This is a genomic window from Rhodanobacter hydrolyticus (assembly GCF_044904645.1).
In genome coordinates this window covers 3952460-3977775 of sequence record NZ_JADIKK010000008.1, presented here as the reverse complement: position 1 = coordinate 3977775, position 25316 = coordinate 3952460, and the positions used below count along the sequence as shown (strand labels likewise).

General features: G+C 65.0%; 11 protein-coding genes and 1 tRNA gene. 7 read left to right on the top strand and 5 right to left on the bottom strand.

The window, feature by feature from the left end; all coding sequences use genetic code 11:
• Positions 1-75 precede the first annotated feature (75 nt).
• On the top strand, positions 76-1263 hold the full coding sequence (locus tag ISP25_RS20330) for an efflux RND transporter periplasmic adaptor subunit (RefSeq protein WP_404616189.1): 1188 nt from the start codon (positions 76-78) through the stop codon (positions 1261-1263).
• A 12-nt stretch (positions 1264-1275) separates the two neighbouring features.
• Positions 1276-4455, top strand: a complete 3180-nt coding sequence (locus ISP25_RS20325) for an efflux RND transporter permease subunit (protein WP_404616188.1) — start codon at positions 1276-1278, stop codon at positions 4453-4455.
• Between the two features lie 78 nt (positions 4456-4533).
• Here ISP25_RS20325 and ISP25_RS20320 read toward each other — a convergent pair whose 3' ends face one another.
• Positions 4534-5694: an acyl-CoA dehydrogenase family protein gene (locus ISP25_RS20320; protein ID WP_192160008.1), complete on the bottom strand. Its 1161-nt coding sequence runs from the start codon at positions 5692-5694 to the stop codon at positions 4534-4536.
• A gap of 159 nt (positions 5695-5853) precedes the next feature.
• On the opposite strand from ISP25_RS20320, the gene ISP25_RS20315 reads away from it, so the two are divergent.
• From ISP25_RS20315 to metH, 3 genes are read left to right on the top strand one after another with little or no spacing between them, the layout of a single operon-like run.
• Positions 5854-6786, top strand: coding sequence for an ArsR/SmtB family transcription factor (locus ISP25_RS20315; protein WP_404616187.1), 933 nt, complete (start codon positions 5854-5856; stop codon positions 6784-6786).
• 10 nt (positions 6787-6796) lie between these two features.
• Entirely contained in the window at positions 6797-7879 is a 1083-nt protein-coding gene (locus ISP25_RS20310; RefSeq protein ID WP_404616186.1) for a homocysteine S-methyltransferase family protein, read from the top strand.
• Entirely contained in the window at positions 7879-10557 is a 2679-nt protein-coding gene (gene metH, locus ISP25_RS20305) for a methionine synthase (protein ID WP_404616185.1), read from the top strand. Before ISP25_RS20310 ends, metH begins: the two co-directional genes overlap by 1 nt.
• A 7-nt stretch (positions 10558-10564) precedes the next feature.
• On the opposite strand, the gene ISP25_RS20300 is transcribed toward metH, so the two are convergent.
• Positions 10565-10897 (bottom strand): lipid-A-disaccharide synthase N-terminal domain-containing protein, encoded by a 333-nt coding sequence (locus ISP25_RS20300; protein ID WP_404616184.1) that lies wholly within the window; start codon positions 10895-10897, stop codon positions 10565-10567.
• Positions 10898-10996: 99 nt separating this feature from the next.
• On the opposite strand from ISP25_RS20300, the gene ISP25_RS20295 reads away from it, so the two are divergent.
• Positions 10997-11071 (top strand) — tRNA-Val (locus ISP25_RS20295).
• A 291-nt stretch (positions 11072-11362) separates the two neighbouring features.
• Here the strand turns inward: ISP25_RS20295 and ISP25_RS20290 are convergent.
• Positions 11363-13597, bottom strand: a complete 2235-nt coding sequence (locus ISP25_RS20290) for a S53 family peptidase (protein ID WP_404616183.1) — start codon at positions 13595-13597, stop codon at positions 11363-11365.
• A 934-nt stretch (positions 13598-14531) separates the two neighbouring features.
• Between ISP25_RS20290 and tssA the strand changes: the two genes are divergently transcribed.
• Positions 14532-15578 carry a type VI secretion system protein TssA gene (tssA, locus tag ISP25_RS20285; protein ID WP_404616182.1) on the top strand — a complete coding sequence of 349 codons (1047 nt, stop codon included), beginning with the start codon at positions 14532-14534 and terminating at the stop codon, positions 15576-15578.
• Between the two features lie 289 nt (positions 15579-15867).
• Here tssA and ISP25_RS20280 read toward each other — a convergent pair whose 3' ends face one another.
• Together ISP25_RS20280 and ISP25_RS20275 are read right to left on the bottom strand one after the other, a co-directional pair.
• On the bottom strand, positions 15868-16941 hold the full coding sequence (locus tag ISP25_RS20280; protein ID WP_404616181.1) for a hypothetical protein: 1074 nt from the start codon (positions 16939-16941) through the stop codon (positions 15868-15870).
• A 55-nt stretch (positions 16942-16996) separates the two neighbouring features.
• Complete coding sequence (locus ISP25_RS20275) at positions 16997-25315, bottom strand: beta strand repeat-containing protein (protein WP_404616180.1); 8319 nt, start codon at positions 25313-25315, stop codon at positions 16997-16999.
• Between the last annotated feature and the right edge of the window lies 1 nt (position 25316).

Sequence of the window (25316 nt, the reverse complement as noted above, 5' to 3'; positions counted from 1 at the left end):
GAACCCGCGCCCGTCCCCTTCGGAGCGCGTGAAGCGCTCGTCATTCGATAACGATCAGCACGCTTCGGAGTCCCCATGAAATCCCCGTCCCTGCGCGCCCCCGCGTTGTGCCTCGGCCTGCTGGCCCTGACCGCCTGCGGCAAGAAGGAACAAGGCCCGCCGCAAATGCCGCCGCCGCAGGTAGGCGTGATTACCGCGCAACCGCAGAACGAGCCGTTGACCAAGGATCTGGTTGGCCGACTGTCGTCTTTCCGCAGTGCTGACGTGCGTGCGCGCGTGTCCGGCGTGCTGCTGAAGCGCGTCTACGTCGAAGGTTCCGACGTGAAGAAGGGCGACCTGATGTTCCAGATCGACCCTGCGCCCTACCAGGCGGCGCTGAATTCCAGCATCGCCAACCTCGCGTCGGCCAAGGCCACCTACACCAATGCGCACGTGGTGGCTGACCGCGACCGCCAGCTCATTCCGCAGGGCTACATCGCGCGCGCCCAGCTGGACGCCGACGAAGCCAGCGAGCGCAGCGCCGCCGCCGCCGTGCAGCAGGCGCAGGCCGCCGTGGAAACCGCCCGCATCAACCTCGGCTACACCAAGGTGGTGTCGCCCATCGATGGCCGCTCCGGCCAGCAGCAGGTCACCGAGGGCGCCATCGTAGGCAACGGCACCGCCGACACCGGCGCCAGCGCGACCTTGCTCACCACGGTGGACCAGGTCGATCCGCTGTATGTGAACTTCACCATGAGCGTGGCCGAGATGGAGCAGCTGCGCCAGGCGCAGACCGGCGGTGGCGTCACCCTCGCCCAGCAGAACCAGGCCACCGTGCAGGTGACCCTGCCGGACGGCAGCACCTATGCCGAGCCGGGCGTGCTGGACTTCACCGCGGCCACGGTGGATCCGTCCACCGGCGCGATGAACCTGCGCGCGCAGATCCCCAATCCCAAGCACAACCTGCTGCCCGGCATGTACGTGACGCTGAAGGCGAAGCTGGGCGTGCAGCATCAGGTGTTCCTGGTGCCGCAGACCGCCGTGCTGCGCGATACCGCCGGTGCCTACGTGTTCGTGGTGGGCAGCGACGGCAACGTCAAGCGTCACGACGTCGCCACCAGCGGCATGAGCGGCAGCAACTGGGTGGTCACCAGCGGCCTCGCGGCCGGCGACCAGGTGGTGGTGTCCGGCGTGCAGAACGTGCACGACGGTGCGCCGGCCAAGGCTTCGCCGTGGCAGCCGCAACCGGCAACGGGCGGTTCCGCCCCGGCAGCCGGCAAGTGATGGAGTAGGACCATGCCGAGTTTCTTCATCGACCGCCCGATCTTCGCCTGGGTGGTGGCCATCCTGATCTCCCTGGGCGGGGTGCTGGCCATCCTCAACCTGGGCGTGGAGTCGTACCCGAACATCGCGCCGCCGCAGGTCGTGGTGAATGCCACCTACCCCGGCGCCAGTGCGGACACCACCGAGAAAACCGTCACCCAGGTGATCGAGCAGCAGCTCACCGGCATCGACCACCTGCTGTACTTCAACTCCTCCTCCAGCGCCACCGGCAGCTCGCAGATCACGCTCACCTTCGAGACGGGCACCAACCCGGACATCGCCCAGGTGCAGGTGCAAAACAAGGTGTCGCTGGCCACGGCGCGCCTGCCCAGCGAAGTGACCCAGGAAGGCGTGGTGGTGGCCAAGGCCAATGCCGGCTTCCTGATGGTGGTGGCGCTGAAGTCGGACAACCCGAACATCAACCGCGACCACCTCAGCGACATCGTGGCCTCGCAGGTGCTGGACCAGGTCTCGCGCGTGCCCGGCGTGGGCAGCACGACCCAGTTCGGCTCCGAATACGCGATGCGGATCTGGCTGAATCCGGACAAGCTGCAGGGCTACAACCTGTCCGCCGCGCAGGTATACAGCGCGATTTCCGCGCAGAACGTGCAGTTCGCCGCCGGCTCGATCGGCGCCGACCCGGCCCTGCCTGGCCAGGGCCTCACCGCCACCGTGTCCGCCGAGGGCCGCTTCACCACGCCCGAGCAGTTCGCGGACATCATCCTGCGCGCGAACGCCGACGGCACCGTGGTCAAGCTGGGCGACGTGGCGAAGACCAGCTTCGGTCCCAGCAGCTACGGCTTCGACACCACCTGGGACGGCAAGCCCATCGCCGCGTTCGCGATCATGCTGCTGCCCGGCGCCAACGCACTGGACGTGGCTACCGCGGTGCGCGCAAAGATGGACGAGCTGGCCCCGAGCTTCCCGCAGGGCGTGAGCTGGTTCAGTCCCTACGACAGCACCGCCTTCGTGCACATCTCCATCGACGAGGTGGTGCACACGCTGGTCGAGGCGATCATCCTGGTGTTCCTGGTGATGCTGCTGTTCCTGCAGAACGTGCGCGCCACCATCATCCCCACCCTGGTGATCCCGGTGGCCCTGCTGGGCACCTTCCTCGGCATGCTGGTGCTGGGCTTCACCATCAACCAGCTGACCCTGTTCGGCATGGTGCTGGCCATCGGCATCGTGGTGGACGACGCGATCGTGGTGATCGAGAACGTCGAACGCATCATGACCGAGGAGAACCTGCCGCCGAAGGAAGCCACGCGCAAGGCGATGGGCCAGATCACCGGCGCGGTGGTGGCGATTACCGTGGTGCTGGCGGCGGTGTTCGTGCCTTCGGCGCTGCAGCCAGGCGCCTCCGGCGTCATCTACAAGCAGTTCGCGCTGACCATCGCGGTGTCGATGGGCTTCTCCGCCTTCCTCGCGCTGTCGTTCACGCCGGCGCTGTGCGCCAGCTTCCTGCAGCCCGAGCACCACAAGAAGAAGAACATCGTCTTCCGCAAGTTCAACGATTTCTTCGACTGGACCACGCACACCTACACCGGCCACGTCGGCGGCGCGATCAAGCACGCCCCGCGTTGGATGGTGGTGTTCGCGCTGGTCGCGGTACTCGCCGGCTTCCTGTACACCCGCCTGCCCGGCAGCTTCCTGCCCGAAGAGGACCAGGGTTACGCGATGTCCATCATCCAGTTGCCGCCGGGCGCCACCAAGCAGCGCACCAGCGAAGTGATGGCACAGATGCGCGCGATCCTGAACAAGGATCCGGCGGTGGAAGGCGTGCTGCAGGTGACCGGCTTCAGCTTCATGGGCTCGGGCGAAAACGCCGGCATGGCCTTCATCAAGCTGAAGGACTGGTCGCAGCGCCAGGGCACCGCGATGGACTTCATCCAACGCGCCAACCGTGCGCTGTTCGGAATCCGCGACGCGCGCATCTTCGTGGTCAACCTGCCCACGATCCAGGGTCTGGGCCAGTTCGGCGGCTTCGACATGTTCCTGCAGGATCGTGCCGGGGTCGGCCGCGACGCGCTCACTCAGGCGCGCAACATCCTGCTCGGCAAGGCCGCGCAGGATCCGCTGCTCACCGGCGTGCATCCGAACTCGCTGGAGGATTCGCCACAGCTCAACCTGAGCGTGGACCGCGTGCAGGCGCAGTCGATGGGCCTGTCGGTCAGCGACGTCTACAACGCGGTCAGCATGATGCTGGCGCCTGTGTACGTGAACGACTTCACCTACGGCGGCCGCGTGAAGCGCGTGATGCTGCAGGCCGACTCGGGTTACCGCATGAGTCCGGATGCGCTGCAGCACTTCTACATCCCCAGCAGCACGCAGACCAACGCCAATGGCACGCCGGCGATGATCCCGCTCTCCAATGTGGTGCAGGCGAAGTGGGGCATGGGTTCGCCCGCGCTGACCCGCTACAACGGCTATTCCGCTGTGGAAATCGTCGGCTCGCCTGCGCCGGGGCACGCCTCGGGCGAGGCGATGAACGAGATGCAGAAGATCGTCAGCCAGGACCTGCCGAAGGGCTTCGGCAACGACTGGACCGGCCAGTCCTACCAGGAAATCCTCTCCGGCAACGCCGCCACGCTGTTGATGGTGCTGTCCATCTTCATCGTGTTCCTGGCACTGGCCGCGCTGTACGAGAGCTGGTCGATCCCGGTCGCCGTGCTGCTGGTGGTGCCGCTGGGTCTGCTGGGCGTGGTGGTGTTCACCATGTTGCGCAGTCTGCCCGACGACATCTACTTCAAGATCGGCCTGGTCACGGTGATCGGCCTGGCGGCGAAGAACGCGATCCTGATCGTGGAATTCGCAGTGGCCGAGCAGAAGGCCGGCCGCACGCTGCGCGAAGCCACCGTCGACGCGGCCCGTCTGCGACTGCGCCCGATCCTGATGACCTCGCTGGCCTTCATCCTCGGCGTGTTCCCGTTGTTCGTCTCCAGCGGCGCCGGCGCCAACGCGCGCCACGCCATCGGCACTGGCGTGATCGGCGGCATGCTGTTCGCCACCTTCCTCGGCGTGCTGCTGATCCCGGTGTTCTACGTCGTGGTGCGGCGCCTGCTGGGCGACAAGATGGATGGCGACGGCAAGCCGAAACCCGCCACCGGCACGGGCATGCAGTCGTTCGACTCCGACCCCGGCCACGGACACTGACGACACCCCGCCACGGACGGCACCCAACAAAAAGCCCCGGCGCGAGCCGGGGCTTTTTGTCATCCCGAATCCGCACCCTTACCGCAGGCCGGTCTCATTGCGCGCGATCACGATGCGCTGGATCTCGCTGGTGCCTTCGTAGATCTCGGTGATCTTGGCGTCGCGGAAGTAGCGCTCCAGCGGCATCTCGCGCGAGTACCCCATGCCGCCGTGGATCTGCACCGCCTGGTGGGCGATCCACATTGCCGCCTCCGAGGCGGTGAGCTTGGCGATCGAAGCCTCGGTGCCGAAGCGGCCGCCGTTCTTGTCCGCCTCGGCTTTCGCCCATGCCGCACGCAGCGTCAGCAACGTGGCGGCGTCGAGCTTGCACTTCATGTCGGCGATCTTCGCCTGGGTCATCTGGAACGTGCCGATCGGGTGACCGAAGGCCTTGCGGTCGCGCGACCACTGCAGCGCCGCCTCGTAGGCCGCGCGGGCGATGCCCACTGCCTGCGAGGCGATGCCGATGCGGCCGGCGTCCAGCAGGCTCATGCCCATGGCGAAGCCCTTGCCCTCCTGGCCCAGCAGGTTCGCCTTCGGGCACACGTAGTCGGTGAACTCGATCTCGCAGGTGGCCGAGGCGCGGATGCCCAGCTTGGGCTCGCTCTTGCCCGCGTGGAAACCCGGCAGTTGCGTGTCGATGACGAAGGCCGATACACCCTTGGCACCAATGCCCGGCGTGGTGATGGCGAACAGGATGATGTAGCGGGCCACCATGCCGGAGGTGATCCAGCTCTTCTTGCCGTTGATCACCCAGTCGCCGTCGGCGTTCTTCGTCGCGCGGGTATGCATGGCCGAAGCGTCGGAGCCGGACTGCGGCTCGGTCAGCGCGTAGGCGCCGATGGCGTCGCCCTGCGCGATGGCGCGCACGTACTTCTGCTTCTGCTCCTCGGTGCCATGCTTGAGGATGCCGTTGCAGAACAGCGAATTGTTGACCGACATGATGGTCGCAGTGGCGGCGTCGGCCGCGGCGATCTCGATCATCGCCAGCGAGTAGGCAATGGGATCCATGCCTGCGCCGCCGTACTCGTGCGGCACTTCGATGCCCATCAGGCCGAGCTGGCCCATCTCGCGGATGTTGTCGAGCGGGAATTCCCCTTTTTCGTCCAGCTCCGCCGCCACCGGCGCGATGCGCTTCTGCGCGAAGTCGCGGGCAACGGCCTGGATCGACAACTGGTCTTCGGTGAAGCTGAAATCCATGGGTGGGCTCCGATGGGGAAAGAAAGCCCGCCATTTTAGCGAGGCTGGCCGAAGAACCTTGTGCGGACGCAACAATGGCAACAGCGCCCCGCCACACTTGACGCACGCCAGACTGCGGCCCAGACTTCGCATCTCTTTATCGCGATATAGGGATAACGCATGGATCTGGCCACTGCGTCCAGCATCTTGCGCCTGCTGGCCGACCCCACCCGTGTGCGCCTGCTGGCCCTGCTGGAAGGCGAGGAACTCACCGTGGCCGAACTGGCTGCGGTGCTGCACCTGGCGCAGCCGCGCGTCTCCACCCACCTCGCCAAACTGAAAGAGGCCGGGCTGGTGCGCGACCGCCGCGCCGGTGTCTCCGCCTATTACCGCGCCAACGGCGAGGGCGACGAGCATCAGCATGCGCTGATCGCCTCGCTGCGCGAAAACATCGATGACGCCCTGCTGCGTGAGGATGCCGCCCGCCTGCCGGCAGTGCTCGCCAACCGTGCCCGTGCCGAAGGCTGGGCCGACACCGTGGCCGGCGACATGGAGCGCCATTACTCGCCCGGCCGCACCTGGGAAACGCTGGCGCGCGCGCTGCTGCAGTTGCTGGGCACCGGCGACGTGCTGGACATCGCCTCCGGCGATGGCATTACTGCCGAGCTGCTGGCACCGCACGCTCACTCCATCGTCTGTGTGGATTTCAGTGAGCGCGTGGCCGACGCGGCGCGGAAGCGTCTGCATGCGTACAGCAACGTCGAAGTGCATCAGGGCGACATGCATGCGCTCGATCTGGGCGAACGCCGCTTCGACCTCGTGTTGATGCTGCACGCGCTCACCTACGCCGAGCATCCGGCACAGGCCGTGGCCGAAGCCGCGCGCCTGCTGCGCCCCGGCGGACGCCTGCTCGCGGTGACGCTGGGCAAGCACGACCACCGTGCCGCGGTGGAACCGTTCGATCACCGCAATCTCGGTTTCACCGAGGCGGAGTTGCGCGACCACGCCAGCACCGCCGGCCTGCAGGTCCTCAGCTGTAACCGCATCAGCCGCGAACGCAAGGCGCCGCATTTCGAAGTCATCAGCCTGCTCGCGCAGAAGCAGAAAAAGTGAGAAGCACCCCATGAGCGCCCTGCCCTGGTTGCACCCCGAACGCGTCGCACTGCTCGAAGCCGCGCTCGCCGAACGGATCCTGATCCTCGACGGCGGCATGGGCACCATGCTGCAAGGCCACCGGCTGGACGAAGCCGGATTCCGCGGCGAGCGCTTCGAACACGGCCACGACAGTGCGCACGAACATCACCACGACCATCCGGGCTGCGATCTCAAGGGCAACAACGACCTGCTCACGCTGACCCAGCCGGACATCATCCGCGGCGTGCACGAGGCCTACCTCGAAGCCGGCGCGGACCTGGTGGAAACCAATACCTTCAATTCCACCCGCATCAGCCAGGCCGACTACCACCTGGAACACCTCGCGCACGAGCTGAACCTGGCGGGCGCGAAGCTCGCGCGGGCTGCCTGCGACAAATTCACTGCGCTGACGCCGGGCAAGCCGCGTTTCGTGATCGGCGTGCTCGGCCCCACCAGCCGCACCGCCTCGCTGTCGCCCGACGTCAACGACCCCGGCTTCCGCAATGTCACCTTCGAGGAACTGGCAGCCAACTACCGCGAGTCCGCCGCCGGCCTGATCGACGGCGGCGCCGACATCGTGATGGTGGAAACCATCTTCGACACCTTGAACGCCAAGGCCGCGCTGTACGCGCTCTCCGAACTGTTCCGCGAGCACGGCGCGCGCGTGCCGCTGATGATCTCCGGCACCATCACCGACCGCTCCGGACGCACGCTCTCCGGACAGACCGCCGAGGCGTTCTGGTATTCCGTGAGCCATGCGCGGCCGTTGTCCGTCGGCCTGAACTGCGCGCTCGGCGCCGCCGACCTGCGCCCGCATATCCAGACGCTGGCCGACATTGCCGAATGTTGCGTCAGCACGCATCCCAATGCCGGCCTGCCGAACGCCTTCGCCGAATACGACGAAACGCCCGAACAGATGGCCAGTGTGATCCGCAGCTTCGCCCGCGACGGGCTGCTCAACCTCGTCGGCGGCTGCTGCGGCACCACGCCGGCGCACATCAAGGCCATCGCGGAAGCCGTGCGCGAATATGCGCCGCGCGCGCTGCCCAGCGAAAAGCAGGAAGCCGCCTGATGCCCCGCCATACCCGACTCTCCGGCCTCGAACCGCTGGTCATCACCCCGGACCTGCTCTTCGTCAATGTGGGCGAGCGCACCAACGTCACCGGTTCCGCGCAGTTCCGCAAGCTGATCAAGGAGGACCGTTACGAAGAAGCCGTCGATGTGGCGCGCCAGCAGGTGGCGAACGGCGCGCAGATCGTCGACGTCAACATGGACGAGGGCCTGATCGATTCCGAGGCGGCAATGGTGCGCTTCCTCAACCTGATCGCCGCCGAACCGGATATCGCCCGCGTCCCGGTGATGGTGGACTCCTCGAAGTGGAGCGTGATCGAAGCCGGCCTGCGTTGCCTGCAGGGCAAGGGTATCGTCAACTCGATCTCGATGAAGGAAGGCGAATCGGCCTTCCTCGAACACGCTCGCAAGGTGCAGCAATACGGCGCCGCCGCGGTGGTGATGGCATTCGACGAGCAAGGCCAGGCCGATACCTGCGCGCGCAAGGTGGAAATCTGTTCGCGCGCCCACGAACTGCTGACGCGAGAACTCGACTTCCCGCCCGAAGACATCATCTTCGACCCCAACATCTTCGCGATCGCCACCGGCATCGAAGAGCACGACAACTACGCGGTGGATTTCATCGAGGCCACCCGCGAACTGAAGCGGCGCTTCCCCGACTGCCACATCTCCGGCGGTGTCTCCAACGTGTCGTTTTCGTTCCGCGGCAACGATACCGTGCGCGAAGCGATCCATTCGGTGTTCCTGTACCACGCCATCAAGGCCGGCATGGACATGGGCATCGTCAACGCCGGCGCGCTGGCGATCTACGACGACCTCGACCCGGTGCTGCGCGAACGCGTCGAGGACGTGGTGCTGAATCGCCGCGCCGACGCCACCGAGCGGCTGCTGGAGATCGCCGACAACTACAAGAAAAAGAAGGGCGAAGCCGCCGTCGAGACGCTGGCTTGGCGCGAGAAGGACGTACGCGCCCGCCTCAGCCACGCGCTGGTGCATGGTATCGACCAGTACGTGGTCGAGGACACCGAAGAGGCGCGCCAGCAAGTCACACGTCCGCTCGACGTGATCGAAGGCCCGCTGATGGACGGCATGAACGTGGTCGGCGACCTGTTCGGCGCCGGCAAGATGTTCCTGCCGCAGGTGGTGAAGTCCGCTCGCGTGATGAAGAAGGCGGTTGCCTACCTGCTGCCCTACATCGAGGAGGAAAAGGCGCGCACCGGCGACGTCGGCAAGAGCAACGGCAAGATCGTGATGGCCACGGTCAAGGGCGACGTGCACGACATCGGCAAGAACATCGTCGGCGTGGTGCTCCGCTGCAACAACTTCGACGTGATCGACCTGGGCGTGATGGTGCCCACTCAGAAGATCCTCGACACCGCCATCGCCGAGAACGCCGACATGATCGGCCTGTCCGGCCTCATCACGCCTTCGCTGGAAGAGATGAGCCACGTGGCGCGCGAGATGCAGCGGCAGGACTTCCATATCCCGCTGCTGATCGGTGGCGCCACCACCTCGCGCGCGCACACCGCGCTGAAGATCGAACCGCACTACAAGTCGCCCTGCGTATGGGTGAAGGACGCCTCGCGCGCGGTGGGCGTGGCGCAGTCGCTGGTCAGCAAGGACCTCGTCGGCGACTTCATGGCGAAAATCCGCGCCGAATACGCCGAAGTGCGCGAACGCCACCGCAACCGCGGTCCCGGCAAGCAACTGGTGCCGCTGGACAAGGCGCGCGCGCAGCGCTTCGCCTGCGATTGGGCGAACTACACGCCGCCGCAGCCGAAGCAACCCGGCCTCACCGTGTTCGACGACTACGACCTCGCCGAACTGCGCAAGTACATCGACTGGAGCCCGTTCTTCAACGCATGGGAACTGGCCGGCCACTATCCCGCCATCCTCACCGACGAGGTCGTCGGCCAGCAGGCCAGCGAACTGTTCCGCGATGCACAGGCGATGCTGGACAAGCTGATCGCCGAGAAGTGGCTCACTGCCCGTGGCGTGATCGGCTTCTGGCCGGCCGCCGCCGTGGGCGACGACATCGAACTGGTCGATATGGAGCCCGCCGTCGCTCTCCACCACCTTCGCCAGCAAGCCGACAAGCCCGTCGAGCGCCCCGACTTCTGCCTGTCCGATTTCATCGCGCCGAAGGAATACGGCAAGTCCGACTGGATCGGCGGCTTCGCCGTCACCGCCGGCCTAGGCATCGAGCCGCACCTCGCGCGTTTCCATGCCGAACACGACGACTACTCCGCGATCACCCTCAAGGCGCTCGCCGACCGCCTCGCCGAGGCCTTCGCCGAGCGCATGCACGAGCGCGTGCGCCGCGAGTTCTGGGGCTACGCCGCCGACGAGCATCTCGACAACGACGCCCTGATCGCCGAGCAGTACAAAGGCATCCGCCCTGCCCCCGGCTACCCCGCCTGCCCCGACCACACCGAGAAAACCATCCTGTTCCAACTGCTCGACGCCACCAGCAACGCCGGCATCGAGCTCACCGAAGGCTTCTCGATGTACCCGGCTGCCGCCGTCTCCGGCTGGTACTTCTCGCACCCGGACAGCCAGTACTTCGTGGTCGGTCGCCTCACCCGCGAACAGGTGGAGGATTACGCGAAGCGCAAGGGCTGGACGCGCGAGGAGGCCGAGCGCTGGCTTGCGCCCAACCTCGACTACGACCCGGAATGACCCGGCTTCAGGGGGTGGCGTCGCCGGTCAGATTGTTCTTGTGGTGGCGCAGGTGCACCGCGAGGTTGTAGACCGAGACGAAGGCGGGGAAGAAATTCGAGATGATGCCCACCGAGTCGTTCTTGCCGATGGTGAAGTAAGCCAGCAGCAAGGCGCTCCCCAGCACCGACAGCCACCAGAACGACAACGGCATCACCACCCGCTTCAGCTTGCGCGTGTAGTAGAGCTGCACGAACCAGCGGCTGGTAAACATCACTGAGCCCAGCAGGCCGACTACCTTCCACGGCGTCAGCTGGAACTGCTGCAGCGCCTGCAGGGCGTGGGAAAGGTCGTGTGGCATGGCGCTGATCCGGTCGGCGGGGAGGTCCGGCATTTTACGCGACAGCTTCGCAATGGTTGACCTTGCACCCCTCACCCCGTATATTTGCGCGCTTACGGCGGGCGGTTAGCTCAGCGGTAGAGCACTGCCTTCACACGGCAGGTGTCACAAGTTCGATCCTTGTACCGCCCACCACTAATTAGCGACCTGGCATAAGGCCGGGGGCGTCAGAAACAAAAAGGCCACGCTGCAAACAGCGTGGCCTTTTTGTTTCTGAGAGCCTGCTCGCGCTCTTCCCAAAGTGACAAAAGGCGGGCGCAAAGACACTATCCAAGTAACCTGGGCCCGGATCAAGTTCGGGCGGATTCGCTGGCTTTTGGAACATGCCTCCAAGTAAACAAGGCTACGGACGGTGGATCTTTTCGAGGACAATCGGACATCCCGGCAACCGGGATGTCCTTGGACTGGAAAATCAGGTGATTTGCTTCACTGGTAGAAGGCCTTCCACGCATTGACCAGGTTCGTCGCATTCACCGAGCCCAGACCCGAAGCGAAGCTCCAGCCTGGCTGCGCCGGATAGGCCTCCTGGTAAGTCGTGGCATTCAATGACTCCAGACCGAACGTACCGTCGTACGCGTAGCAGGTACCCGCACCGTAAGTGCAGTTGGTGGCAATGCCGCCTCGCGTGACGTTGTGGAACACGCAACCATCGTTGTTCGATCCGTGGTCAGCATTGCAGGACGTCACACTGGCGGTATTTTCGCTGGTGGGCGAGCCGTATTCCTGCGCCGCCAACGCATATAGCGTGGCGGCGGCCACACCCTGCGGCTGCACCGGATGCTGCGCCGTACCCGAGGCTTGATCGACCAATGCTTGAAGCGCGGCGAACATCGGTGAAGACAGGGAAGTACCAGCCGATCCGCCAATGTAACCGTTGGCACAACTGTACTGGCCGCTCTGACAGACAGCCGCCCAAGTGACGCCACCATAACTGCCGCCGAACAGGGCTACGTCCGGGATATCACGCATGCCATCACTCGACGCGCCATAGACCAATGACTGCCACGAGGGCTTGGCGTCGATCGCAGACGGGCCGCCACTGGAACCTTCGGCGGTCAGGTTCCCAAAGCGTCCTTGTGCCGTGTACTCATCCTGACAGAATTTAAGACCAGTCGCGCCGTTGTCCAGATCGATTGCCGCAACGTCGTTGCCGCAAGATTCGTTCCATGGAATTTCCGGCACATATCCCTTGGCCGAACCACCCCAGCGGTTCGGGGTGGAGTTGAAGTAGGTGCTGGTGGTGCCGTCCAGTACGTCAGCCGTATCGGTACCACCCACTGCCGTTACGTATGGCGAGGTAGCCACTGCGTTGGGGCTGATTGCTGTCATGATGTACGACGAGCCGTTATAGCCAGCGTTCACACCGGAATCACCAGCGGACACGAATACCGAAATGCCTTCGGCAGCGGCTTGCTGCCACATCGCATCGATAGCCGTCTTGCTCGCGCTATCCACTTCGGCCTCATCGAAGCCATAGCTGGCACTGATGATCGGCGGCGGTGCCTTGCTGTTAATGAGATTGTCTGCAGCGGTGAACACACCACCGAAAGCATTGCTCGTACCGGAATCATCGCAGGTCGCCACCCACACATGCGCACCAGGGGCCATCGCCGTCACCCACTCGGCATCCAGCAGAGTTTCGCCGTCATCCTCCGTAGTACCTGAAGACAGATCCGGGTCGATGCAATTGGTAAAGCTGGCACTCGGTGCCGCCGGATGGATCTGTCCAAAGGTAGGTCCGTAACTGGTCAAACCGAACTCATGCACAAAATCCAGCCAGTCCTGGGGCACCATGTCGTGATCTTCGACCACAGCCACGTAAACGCCTTTGCCGGTGATTCCCGCATTAAGCAGAGGCGCGATGTTGTACATCGTGCCCATGTCGTTCGGCGATAAGAATCTCGAGCCGCCGCTGGCGGGAATCGCCTCAGCGCTAGCCATACCGTTGCTCGCTCCAGAGGTTGGCACTGTCTTGTACGACTGCGTTGCCGCGTTCCATTTCGCAACCTGCATCGGCACATGCTCGGGCTTCGGGTGGATATCGGTCAGGCCGGCCACGCCAGCCACCACATCCGTCAACGCCACCGGCACACTGGCTGGGCCCGAGTTGGCTACAACCGTTTCGCCGTTGATCGCATAGCGCGCCTCCTGCGTGCGGAATGCATTGCGGATCTGCCCGACATTGCCACTGAAATCGATCTGCATCTTGTTCGGGTAGACCCCATTGACGGTGAAGCCCTGGGACGTGAGCCAGCTAGTCACCGCGCTAATGTCCGCATCGTTCACACCAAACTCGTTGCCGTACTGCTCAGCCGTAATCCACTGATGGAACAGACTGGTATTTTTGCGATCCTGTTGACCTTGCAGCAGCTGGTTCAGCGCCGCCTCACGCTGGGGGCTACGCTTGAGGATGAGCTGCATGTGATTTCTGCTTTCCGAATCAGCCAACTGCCCAATAAGTTGAGCTTGCTGCAGCACCGTCGCGCGACTACCAGGAATGGCTGTCGCCACCCGGTTGTCGATGACACGTGTAATCCGAGGCGCTTCCGCGGTATTGAAGTTCGCCAAAACGGCATCCGAGATTTCTCCGGCATGCAAATAGCCGGACATGCAGGCCAGTGTGGCCGCGATCGATGCACTCAAAACCAAGTGTCGCTTCATATCAAGCATTTCCCCTAGCGTGTTTGAAAAGTCCGGTTGAACCCATGCCCCGACACTCCAGAAAAGTGTAGGCATCTCCCCAGACGTATGGAGCGTGAAAAATTGAAATGGTGCCAGGATGCACCATAAGCCGCTGCGTCACTGCTTTTGCGGTGTCTTGCCGTCAATGCGTGGCTCGCGATGTGCAAACCTCCTTGTTTGATGATTCATACGACTGACGGGTCCATGTGAATGGCGCAAGCAATCAGGCATTTGGAATTCAAACTTCCCCACTTCCGGTCCGTAGGCATCCAGATCAGAAAGCCAGCTGCTGAATCACCTTTGCGGTATCAATGCCGGAAAGAACCATGGATAGAACCAACAATCCGTCACCGCGTCCCCCCCCCTTAAGTGGCACAGAGTATAGACATGCCATTAGGCCATGCGCAACGCATGGCACACCGTTCATCCGTGCAAATATATGATTACAAATCAATGATTTAAGCATCAACCCGAAACACTCGGCGGCGCAATATTTTGCTTCGAAATATATTGCGAATCGCAGGCGGATCTGCCTGCTGATTTCAATAGACGGGACCCAGCCATTTCCACTCGGCAATATTGGGCGTAGTCGACTTTCAATATCGATCTTGCTAATAGCGCGCGCTTGCCGCCACAGGTCAACTGAACATACGCAAGGCGTCACGTGCCTTGCCCGATTTGCGGGAACAAGAATGACCCATTCGCAGAACTGATGAAGAGGTCTTCATGTATGTCCGCTTCTGCTGAGGACTCCAGGCATTGACGTATGCGTACATTGACCGCGCAAGCACCTGCTCCGCGGTAATGAACGCTGGCGAGCAGCGTGCTTTCGGTTCGGGAGCATACGCGCGTGCGATCCGCATCAAAGGCCGCCTGATGTACCATCTGAGGTCCGTTCTCAGGGGGAAAACCGATGGCATACCGCGATCTGGAATCGTTGCTTGCGCCGCTCGATGACGAGGCACCCAGCGGACCCGACCTGGAGTACGACCCGGAATTCCAGACCCTGGAGCGCACGGCCACGCCCAAGGCCGAACGCGCCGTCGGCGACAGCGTGAAAACCGCCGAGGAACCCGACTGGGAGAAGGTGTCGAGCATGGGCGAAGCCCTGTTTGGCCGCAGCAAAGACCTGCGCGTCGCCATGCACCTCACCGCAGCTTGGACTCGCATGCATGGCCTCGCGGGCTGGGCCGACGGGTTGGCACTGATTCGTGGCCTGCTGGAAAACCAGTGGGACACCGTGCATCCGCAGCTGGATGCCGAGGACGACAACGACCCGACTGCACGCGTCAATGCGGTGGTTCCGCTCGCTGACATGCAAGGCGTGCTCGGCTATTTCCGCGGCACTCCGTTTGTGCAGTCTCCGCGACTGGGGCGATTCTCGCTGCGCGACTTGCGCATCGCCAACGGCACGCTGAAAACCTCGGCGGAAGACGAGTCCAGTCTGCCGAGCATGACGGACATCGAGGCCTGTTGCCTCGACTGCGCCGAGGAACAACTGAGCGGCGCCGCCCAGGCGACGGTGGCGGCGATGGAACACGCGCGCGCCATCGACAACGCATTCAACGAACGGATCGGTACCGCCGGCCCGGATCTCAAGCCGCTGCTCAGCGAGATCTTCGAACTCAAGAAATTCCTCGACGCCGAAATGGCCAAGCGCGCGCCGTCCGGCGAGTCCGAGGCAGCGGGCGACGGGGATGGCGACGGCGCCTCGACCGGCGCTTCGACCTCTGCAGGTGGCGGCGGCGGTGGCGGCCGCATCGAGACGCCGCAGGACGTCATCAAGAAGCTGGACGAGATCTGCGAGTACTACGCGCGCCGCGAACCCTCCAGCCCGATCCCGCTCATCCTGCGCCGCGCGCAGCGGCTGGTCGGCATGGACTTCGTCGAACTGATGAAGGATCTGGCGCCCGGCGGCCTGTCGGAATTCCAGGTCATCTCCGGCGCCAGCGAGGAATAACGCTGCCGGGCGGGACGGAGGCACTGCGGCTTACCGAGCATTCTCCCCGCTAAGCCGACTGCGGCGTCGCCTGTCCGATGTGGTGCGGCTGCTTCATGCCGCACGTGTCTCTGGCGATGCCAACCGTGGCAGCGAACGCCACTCGGCAATGCGTATCAAACTGCATGGTCATGCGGGGCGAAGGCAAGGGCAAAGGGAGCGAACTCGCGCTGGTCCATCGCCACATAACGCGCTGGAAGGCCGCACGCTCCACAACGCCTGGGTCCGGCGTCGACCAAGCGAAGGACGATCAATCCACGCCGAGGCAAACCGGCGCGCCGCTGCGCACGAACAGCATGTGGACGTTCGGATCCCAGCTGAGCGTCATGCCTCCCGGCAAGCCCGCCGTAATGCTCGCGTCGGCCGACTGCGTGATCGGCCCTACCGCGGTTTGGTCGCCGTCGCCGAAATGCACGGTCGCGCTGACCGTATAGCTGTCCGGATTCGCACAGGACGCCACATTGACCGCTTGCGACACGGTTGCGTCGCGACGCGTGATGGTCGGCAAGCTGCCGTGCCCCAGCGTGAGCAGGCCCTGCCCGCGGCAAGTCGCCGCGAGCGTGTATTCGATATTCACCTGCAAGGGCGACGCCGCCTGCAGCGTCGCCACCGCTTCAGGTTGCCTGGTGCAACCCACGAGGAACGCCTTGCGCTGGGGCACCACATGCAGCACGTAGCCACCTGGTTTCAAGCTGGCGGTGCTGGCCAGCGTGAGCGCGATGCGCTGCGGCGTGATGCTGGTAATGGCAGGCTGCACATCGGTGGGCTTGCCCTGCACGTCGGTCAGGCTCAACTGCGGGTTGGCGCACTGCGCATCCAGCAGGTTCGCACCGAGTACGACGAAGGCCAATGGCTGGCTGGAAGGATGGATCACGAACAAGGGCTGCTGGTCTGGCGTCTCCACCGCATCGATCACCGGTGGCACCGGCTTGTCGGTAGGCGCCGCCTTGGCGAGTTGATCGACTGCCAGCGCGAGCGATGTCGCCAGCGCTTGCGCATCGCTACCGCGACAGGCGGCCGAAGCCTTCAGGTAGGCTTGCGTGCGCTGCGCTGCGGCGTTCGCACGCAAGGCCGCGCCCTTGATCTTGTCGCCAAGGATTTCGATGGGCTGTGCCGTCGAGCTGCCCAATTGCTGGCGCAACGCATCGCCGATCTGCGCAAGCTGCTGCCCGACAGCGGTCAACGCTGTATCCGGATGCGCCTGCGTTCGCTGCGCGAGGGCCTGTCTTGCCGCGTCGAGTTGCGCGAGCACGTAGTCGCCGGTGGGCCGGGCCGCGTCCTGCGCCGCGACCCGCCCGCTCCAACCACCTACAACGAACAGCAAAGCCAGGGCTGCGACTTTCGCCCGCAGCCGCCGTCTCTCCTCCATCCGCCGCGGCTCACTCATTGTCCGAGCAATCCGCCGAGGACGGCTGGCCGGGCTGGCAATTCTGTTGGTCGGCCGGCAGCAGGATGCCGGACGGCACGATGCCGAACGAACGGTAGTTGGCTGAGATCACGCTGGAGTCGATGTAGGTGTCGCCGTGGTTGCCGTTCTGCGCCCGGCTGGTCAATGCGGAGGTCGGCACATTGACGCTAGGCGCACCGGCCACGCCAAGCAGGCCACCCTGGGCATCCACGGCATAGAAATAAGCCGGCGGCGAGCCCACCAGCGACACCAACTGGGTGCTTACACCGGTGACGTAGATCGGTGCGACAGGAGTGCCCATGCTCCCTGTCGACAACCAGGTGCCACTGCCGTCGTATGCCCAGGTGGTGCCCTGCTGCAGCAGGTCGCCGCCCTTTACGCTGAGATACAACGCCGAGGTGCCGGCGTTCACGGTGTACGCGCTGCCACTGACCGAAGCCAGCGTCAGCGTCTGCGCGTCGGTGAAGCTGAATCCTGCCGTCGACGCGAAGCCGCCCAGCGTACCGACATGGTTGCCCATGAACTGCGAGGCCGAACCCAGCGTGGTCAAGCCGCCCGCGCTGCCGGTAAGCGTGCCGGCATTGATCACTCCGTTGGCTCCGCCATTGATGGCGCCGGCGGAATGCAGCGTGGTGAGCGAACCGGACAGCGCACCGTCGATCGTCAGGTCGCCGCTGGTCGTCGTCAGCGCGGCGCTGGCACCGCCATTCACTGCACCGGATACCGTCAAAGCACGTGCATCCGTAAGGCTGAATCCACTCGCGGTGAAGTTGCTAAGCGTATCGATTTGATTCGCGCCACCCAGCGTTGCGCCGCCGGACGAACTGCCGGTCAGCGTGCCCGCGGCGACGAAGCCGCCCGCTCCTTCGCTGATCGCTCCACCAGACGTCAGTGTGGTCGTGCCGCCGCCGCTGTTCACGCCCGCATCGATGACCAGGGCACTGCCGCCGCCTAGGCTCACTGCGCTGCCGCTCACCGTACTGTTGATGGTGAGCGTCCCTGCCGTGGTGGCAAGGCTGGCCGCACCACCGCCAGCGTTCACTGTGCCAGCTACGGTCAGTGCCTGTGCGTTCTTCAGACTGAAGCCGGCTGCGCTGAAAGTACCCAACGTGCCGACGGCATTCGCGCCATTCAGCGCGGTACTGCTGCTCGAGCTGCCGGTGAGCGTGCCGGCGGTGACGACGCCGCCGCTGCCTTCGCTGATACCGCCGGTCGAGGCCAGCGTGGTCGTGCCTGCACCGCTGTTCACGCCGCCATTGATCGCGATGCCCGCGCCGCTCAGGGCTACCGCGCCGCCAGCGACGCTGCCTGCAACGGTCAACGTGCCCGTGGTGGTGGCAACGCTGGTCGTGCCGCTGCCGCCGCTCACCGCGCCGCTTACAGTCAATGCTTGCGCATTGTTCAGGCTGAAACCGGTCGCCGTGAAGTTGCCCAGGTTCGCGATCTTGTTGGCGCTCCCAAGCGAAGTCGCACCGCTGGAGCTGCCGGTCAACGTGCCGGCCGTGATCACGTCGCTGCTTCCCTCGACGATGCTGCCCCCGGAATTGAGGGTGGTGGTGCCGGTGCCGCTATCAACGTTGCCGTTGATGCCGAGGCCTCCCTGCCCTCCCAGCGTGACCGAGCCCCCGGAAACACTGTTGTTCACCGTGAGCGTACCAGCCGTGGTGACAATGCTGGTGGCCCCGCCGCTGCCGTTGATCGTGCCGGCCACGGTCAACGCCTGGGCGTTGGTCAGGCCGAAACCGTTCGCGGTGAAGCTGCCGAGCGTGCCGATCCGGTTCGCACCGTTCAACGCTGTGCTGGAGGCAGAGCTGCCCGTCAATGTGCCCGCGATGATGGCGCCGCCTGCACCCTCGGTAATCGAGCCACCGCTGGTCAGCGTGGTGGTGCCACTGCCGCTGCTCACCGAGGCGTTGATCGCCAGAGTACCCGCCGAGTCCAACGTGACACTGCCACCCGTCAAGGACTGGTTCACGGTCAGCGTATTGCCACTGCCTGTGGTCGTCAGACTGATGACACCTGTTCCGCCCGTCGTGGTCAGCGCACCACTTGTCGCCAGGGCATGTGCATCGACCAGGCTGAAGTTCGCGGCGCCGAAGTTGCCCAGCGCGGCGATCTGGTTGTTCGCGCCGCCCAGCGCGGTGTTGCCGCTTGAGCTGCCGGTCAGCGTCGACGCATACACCCTGCCGTTCGTGCCTTCGCTGATCGAACCGCTGCTCACCTTGAGCGTGGTCGTACCGCTCGTGCTGCCCGCGATTCCATTGATGGTGAGGTTGCCCGATCCGACTGTCAGTGTCGTGCCGCCGGCACCGCCGCTCACCGTGTCTCCCACCCCCACCGTCAACGCTTGCGCATTCGTCAGGCTGAAACCATTCGCGGTGAAGCTGCCCAGCGTAGTGATCAGGTTCGCAGCACCCAGTGTCGTACCGTTCCTGGAACTGCCGATCAGCGTGCTGGCCTTGATTATGCCGCCGGACTGGCTGATGGCTCCTGCGGAACTCGTCAGTTGCACCGTCCCGCTGGCGCCTGTGGCGGTCACGTTTCCGCCGAGGATCAGGCCGGCATCGCCCGAGAGGACGACGCTGGAGCCGCTCCAGCCACCAGCGCCCGTCGTCAATGCCGCGGTGGTGTGGACCGAAAGATCGCCGTCGACGGTCAGCGTCGAGGGCGCCACGAGCGAGTCGCCGCTGACCGTCAGGTTGTTGAGCGCAAAGGCGCCGCCCACCGTATCGAGCGACACTGTGCCCGCCGTTCCCGCCATCAAAGTCAGGCTGCTGCCGCCTGCCGTGGTGCCACTGACGTCGCCGCCGAAACTGATGTTCGCGCCAGCCACCGTCGCGCCGCCTCCGGTGGTGTCGATGGTGACGCTCGAACTGCCCAGCGTGACCGCGCCACCGAATGACACCGCACCGCCGTCGGTGGTGATGTCGTTGGTCAACAGCAGTGGCGTCGCGCCGTAGTCGGTCAAGGTCAGCGCACCGCTGCCCAGGCTCAGCGTACCCAGCGTCAACGCGTTGCCGCCGTTGTCGAGGTACACGGCATTGCTACCGCTGTTCGTCAGGCTCACCGCCCCCGTAAAGTCGTTGCCGGTGTTGTTCAACGTGATGGCATGCGCACCGGCATCGAATTTCGATGTGCCGGCAACCAACCAGGCGCCACCCTGGGCGATGTTGCCCGTCGAGGTGGTGATCGACAAACCGCCCGTGCCGATGTTGAGCGCACCTGCGCTGAAGGTGCCGCTGCTGGTGGTCAGCGCGTCCAATGCACCGTTGGTGACATTGCCGCCTACCGCTCCGCCGAACGTCACGGCGCCACTGCCCGCGCTCACCGTCAGGCTTTCGGCCGTCGTGCTCGCGTTGTCCACCGTGCTGGCAAAGTCCACCGCACCGTTGGTGGTCGTCAGCGTCACGTTGCCGGACAAGGTCACCGCGTCGTTGTAGGTTTGCGCACCTGTCGTCGTCACCGCGCCGCCCAGCGTGGTGCTGCCGGGCGCATCCGTGGTGAGGCTGGTCAACGCCGTCGTACCGCCCACCACGCCACCGAAGGTGGTGGCACCGGCGGTGTTCACCGTCAACGCATGCGCGCCATTCACCGTCGAGGCGAAATCGATGTTTCCACTGCCCGTGCTCGCCAGCGTCACGTCGCCGCCCAGCTTCACGGCACCGTTGTAGGTCTGCGCTCCGCTGGTGGTGACATCGCCATCGAGCGTGCTGGTGCCGGTGTTGGTCGCCAGGCTCGCCGCGTTCACCGTGCCGAAGCTCGTCGCGCCCGTCCCGTTCACGGTCAGCGCGCCCAGCGCACCGTTGGTCGCATTGCCGCCCACCGTTCCGCCGAACGTCACGGCGCCGTTGCCCGCGCTCACCGTCAGGTTTTCGGCCGTCGTGCTCGCGTTGTCCACCGTGCTGGTGAAGTCCACCGCGTGGTTCGTGGTCGTCAGCGTCACGCCGCCAGCCAGTTCCACGGCACCGTTGTAGGTCTGTGCCCCGCTGGTGGTGATGTTGCCGTTGAGCGTGGCGATGCCGGTGTTGGTCGCCAGGCTCGCCGCGTTCACCGTGCCGAAGCTCGTCGCGCCCGTCCCATTCACGGTCAGCGCGCCCAGCGCACCGTTGGTCGCATTGCCGCCCGCCGTTCCGCCGAACGTCACCGCGCCACTGCCCGCGCTCACCGTCAGGTTTTCGGCCGTCGTGCTCGCGTTGTCCACCGTGCTGGCAAAGTCCACCGCACTGTTGGTGGTCGTCAGCGTCACGTTGCCGGACAAGGTCACTGCGTCGTTGTAGGTTTGCGCACCTGTCGTCGTCACCGCGCCGCCCAGCGTGGTGCTGCCGGGCGCGTCCGTGGTGAGGCTGGTCAACGCCGTCGTGCCGCCCACCACGCCGCCGAAGGTGGTGGCACCGGCGGTGTTTACCGTCAACGCATGTGCGCCATTCACCGTCGAGGCGAAATCGATGTTTCCACTGCCCGTGCTCGCCAGCGTCACGTCGCCGCCCAGCTTCACGGCACCGTTGTAGGTCTGTGCCCCGCTGGTGGTGACGTCGCCGTTGAGCGTGGCGATGCCGGTGTTGGTCGCCAGGCTCGCCGCGTTCACCGTGCCGAAGCTCGTCGCGCCCGTCCCGTTCACGATCAGCGCGCCCAGCGCACCGTTGGTCGCATTGCCGCCCACCGTTCCGCCGAACGTCACCGCGCCGTTGCCCGCGCTCACCGTCAGGTTTTCGGCCGTCGTGCTCGCATTATCCACCGTGCTGGTGAAGTCCACCGCGTGGTTGGTGGTGGTCAGCATCACGCCGCCAGCCAGTTCCACAGCACCGTTGTAAGTCTGCGTTCCGCTGGTGGTGATGTCGCCATTGAGCGTGGCAGCGCCGTTGTTGGTCGCCAGGCTCGCCGCGTTCACCGCGTCAAAACTCGTCGCTCCCGTGCCGTTCACGATCAACGCACCTAACGCACCGTTGGTCGCGCTGCCGCCCACCGCTCCGCCGAACGTCACGGCGCCGCTGCCCGCGCTCACCGTCAGGTTTTCGGCCGTCGTGCTCGCGTTGTCCACCGTGCTGGCAAAGTCCACCGCATTGTTGGTGGTCGTCAACGTCACGTTGCCGCCCAGGGTCACTGCGTCGTTGTAAGTCTGCGCACCTGTGGTGGTGACGTTGCCGTCGAGCGTGAGGCTGCCTCCTGTCGCAGACAAACTCGTCAACGCACCATGGGCGCCACCGCCCAACGCACCGCCAAACGTCACCGCACCCGTACCGGCATTCACTGTCAGCGCTTTGGCCGTCGCACTGGCGTTATCCACCGTGCTGCTGAAATCCACCGCACCGTTGCTTGCGCTGCTGTCCAGCGTCACGTTGCCACCCAGCAGCACCGCGCCGGTGTAGGTCTGGTTGCCTGTAGTGGTGATGTTGCCGTCGAGCGTGAGGCTGCCTCCGGTTGCGGACAGGCTAGCCAGCGCACCGTTGGTGCCACTGCCCACTGCGCCGCCAAACGTCACCGCACCCGTGCCGGCTTTCACCGTCAGCGCTTCGGCCGTCGCACTGGCGTTGTCCACCGTGCTGGTGAAGTCCACTGCACCGTTGCTCGCGCTGCTGTCCAGCGTCGCGTTGCCGCCCAGCAGCACTGCACCGGTGTAGGTCTGGTTGCCCGTGGTGGTGATATTGTCGTCGAGCGTGAGGCTGCCCCCCTTTGCGGACAGGCTCGCCAATGCACCGTGGGTGCCAGCGCCCACCGCACCACCGAACGTCACCGCGCCCGTGCCTGCTTTCACCGTCAGCGCTTCGGCCGTCGCACTGGCGTTGTCCACCGTGCTGGTGAAGTCCACCGCACCGTTGCTCGCGCTGCTGTCCAGCGTCGCGTTGCCACCCAGCAGCACCGCGCCGGTGTAGGTCTGGTTGCCCGTGGTGGTGATGTTGCCGTCGAGCGTGAGGCTGCCTCCGGTTGCGGACAGGCTAGCCAGCGCACCGTTGGTGCCACCACCCACCGCGCCGCCAAACGTCACCGCATGCGTACCGGCATTCACCCCCAGCACCTCGGCTGTCGCGCTGGCGTTGTCCACCGTGCCACCAAACGTGACATTGGCCCCCGCCGCCACCGATCCGCCTGCCGTGGTGTCGATACTGATCGACGGCGCGTCCAGCGTGATTGCTCCGCCAAAATCGACCGCGCTTCCGCTGGTCGTGATGTTTCCGGTCAAAACCAACGGGTTGCTGCCGTAGTTGCTCAACGTCAGGGCGCCACTTCCGACAGTCACCGTCCCCAACGTCAGCGCGTTGCCTCCGTTGTTCAGCGTCACCGCATGTGCACCGCTGTTGCTCAGCCCCACCGCGCCGCCAAAGTCGTTGCCCGTGTTGCCAAGACTGATGGCCGCCGCTCCTGCATTGAGCGACGCAGCTCCCGACGTGATCGTGTTGCCGGCCGCGGTGAGCTCGGCGATCCCGGTGGCATTCACCGTCAGCGCGCCACTGCCCGTATTGATGCTACCGGTGCTGGTGCCGCTTCCGATGTTGAGCGCGCCACCGCCCGTGCCGGTTTCGATGTCGAGTGCTCCACCACTGGTGGTGATGGCGGCACTCTGCGTGTTGCCGATATTCACTACGCAGTTGGTGCTCGACGCGCACGACGCGTTGCTGACGTAGGACGTTCCGCCGGCCGAGCCGCCGTAGTTCGCCCACAGGTTCACATTGAGCTTGTCCGTGCCGTCGCTCGAAATGTTGGCGTTCAGGAAGATGCTGCCAGCGGCTTGCAGGGAGAGAGTTCCCCCGCCGGTGGCGACGATGGCGTTGTCGACGGTTATGTCGCCCTTGCTCGCGCTACCGCCGGCGCCGGTGAAAATCGAGACATTGCTGCCGCCGGTCAGCGCTGCGTCGATGACGCTGGGATCGATGCTCGAAACGCTTGAGCTGCTGGAAAAAACGCCGCCGGTGAGCGTCCCGGTACCGCCGGTGACGATGTCGACATCGTAAGGATCCATCAGCCACAGGCCCGCCTGACCATGCGCCGCCGAGGCATTGGCCTGGCCTTGCACATTCAGGCCGTAGTGCGAGGAGGTTTCGATCTGGCCGCCGTTGCCGCCATCCGCGCCACCGCGCGCGCTGATGCTGCCGTAGAAATTGTTGACGTTGTTGCCCCATACCACCACCGATCCGCCGTTGCCGGATTGCGTGGCATCGGCATCGAGCGTGGCACCCGGCGCGATATAAGCGGCCGACGCGGTCTGCAGGCCTTCGCCGCCCTGCCAGCCGCCGCCCACACGGATGCTGCCGCCACCCTGGGTGCCGGATGCGTCGATCTTGCCGCCCATGACGCCCACGTCCTGGTCGGAAAGCAACTGCACACTGCCACCATGCACGCCACTGGCGTCGATGTTGCCGCTGCTGATGACGTTGCCGCCCGTGCCGACCAGCCGCACCACGCCGCCGGCGGTGCTGATGCCGTGCGCATCGATCACGCCGGTGTTGTTGACCAGGTTGGTGAACAGGTTCTTCGCAGCCGAGGCCTGCAGCACCACGGTGCCGCCGTCGGCCTGCACGGTGCCGTTGTTCGTCACCGCGGCTTCGTCGGCGTTCAACCGCTGTTGCAATGCGCCGGTGATCTGCACGCTGACCAGGCCGTCGCCGTCGAAGTCCAGCACGGCCTTGTCGGCACCGTCCAGGTTGATGTGGCCGTAATTGGCGACGATCAGTCCGTCGTTCTCCACCTGGCCGCCGATCAGGCTCACCGAACCGCCGCTGGCGGCCTGGATCGTGCCGTGGTTGACGACGCCGGCGCTGCCGCCATGGGCGTCGAGGTTGAAATGGCTGGCAAGGAAATCGGTGGGCGTGAGGTCCAGCGTGCTCGCCATCAGGCCGCCCACGTTCAGCTGCGCGCTGCTGCCGAAGATGATGCCGTGGGTGTTGATCAGGAACACCTGGCCGTTGGAATTGATGTGGCCGAAGATCTGGCTGGGGTTCTGGTCGAAGATGCGGTTGAGCGCTATCGCGCTGTGCGATGGCTGGTTGAACAGCACCGAGGCGTCCTGCCCCAGGTTGAAGCTCTGCCAGTTCAGGGCCAGCAACGCGGATTGCTGGTTGACCACGGTGTTGACGCCGCTCTGCGTGATCGAACCCACGCCTCCCACCACCACCCCGCCCACCGGCGTGGTGGTAGCCGCAACGCCGCCGGAGGCCGCCAGCGCACCGCCGCACAGCGACATCGAACCGAGGGCAAGCGCCATGCTCAGCGCCAGGCGTTGCTGGCGCAGCCGCGACAGGGCCGTCGCCGTGCGGTGGTTGGACGTGCGCTGGGTCGCGAGGGGAGTCGTGTTCATG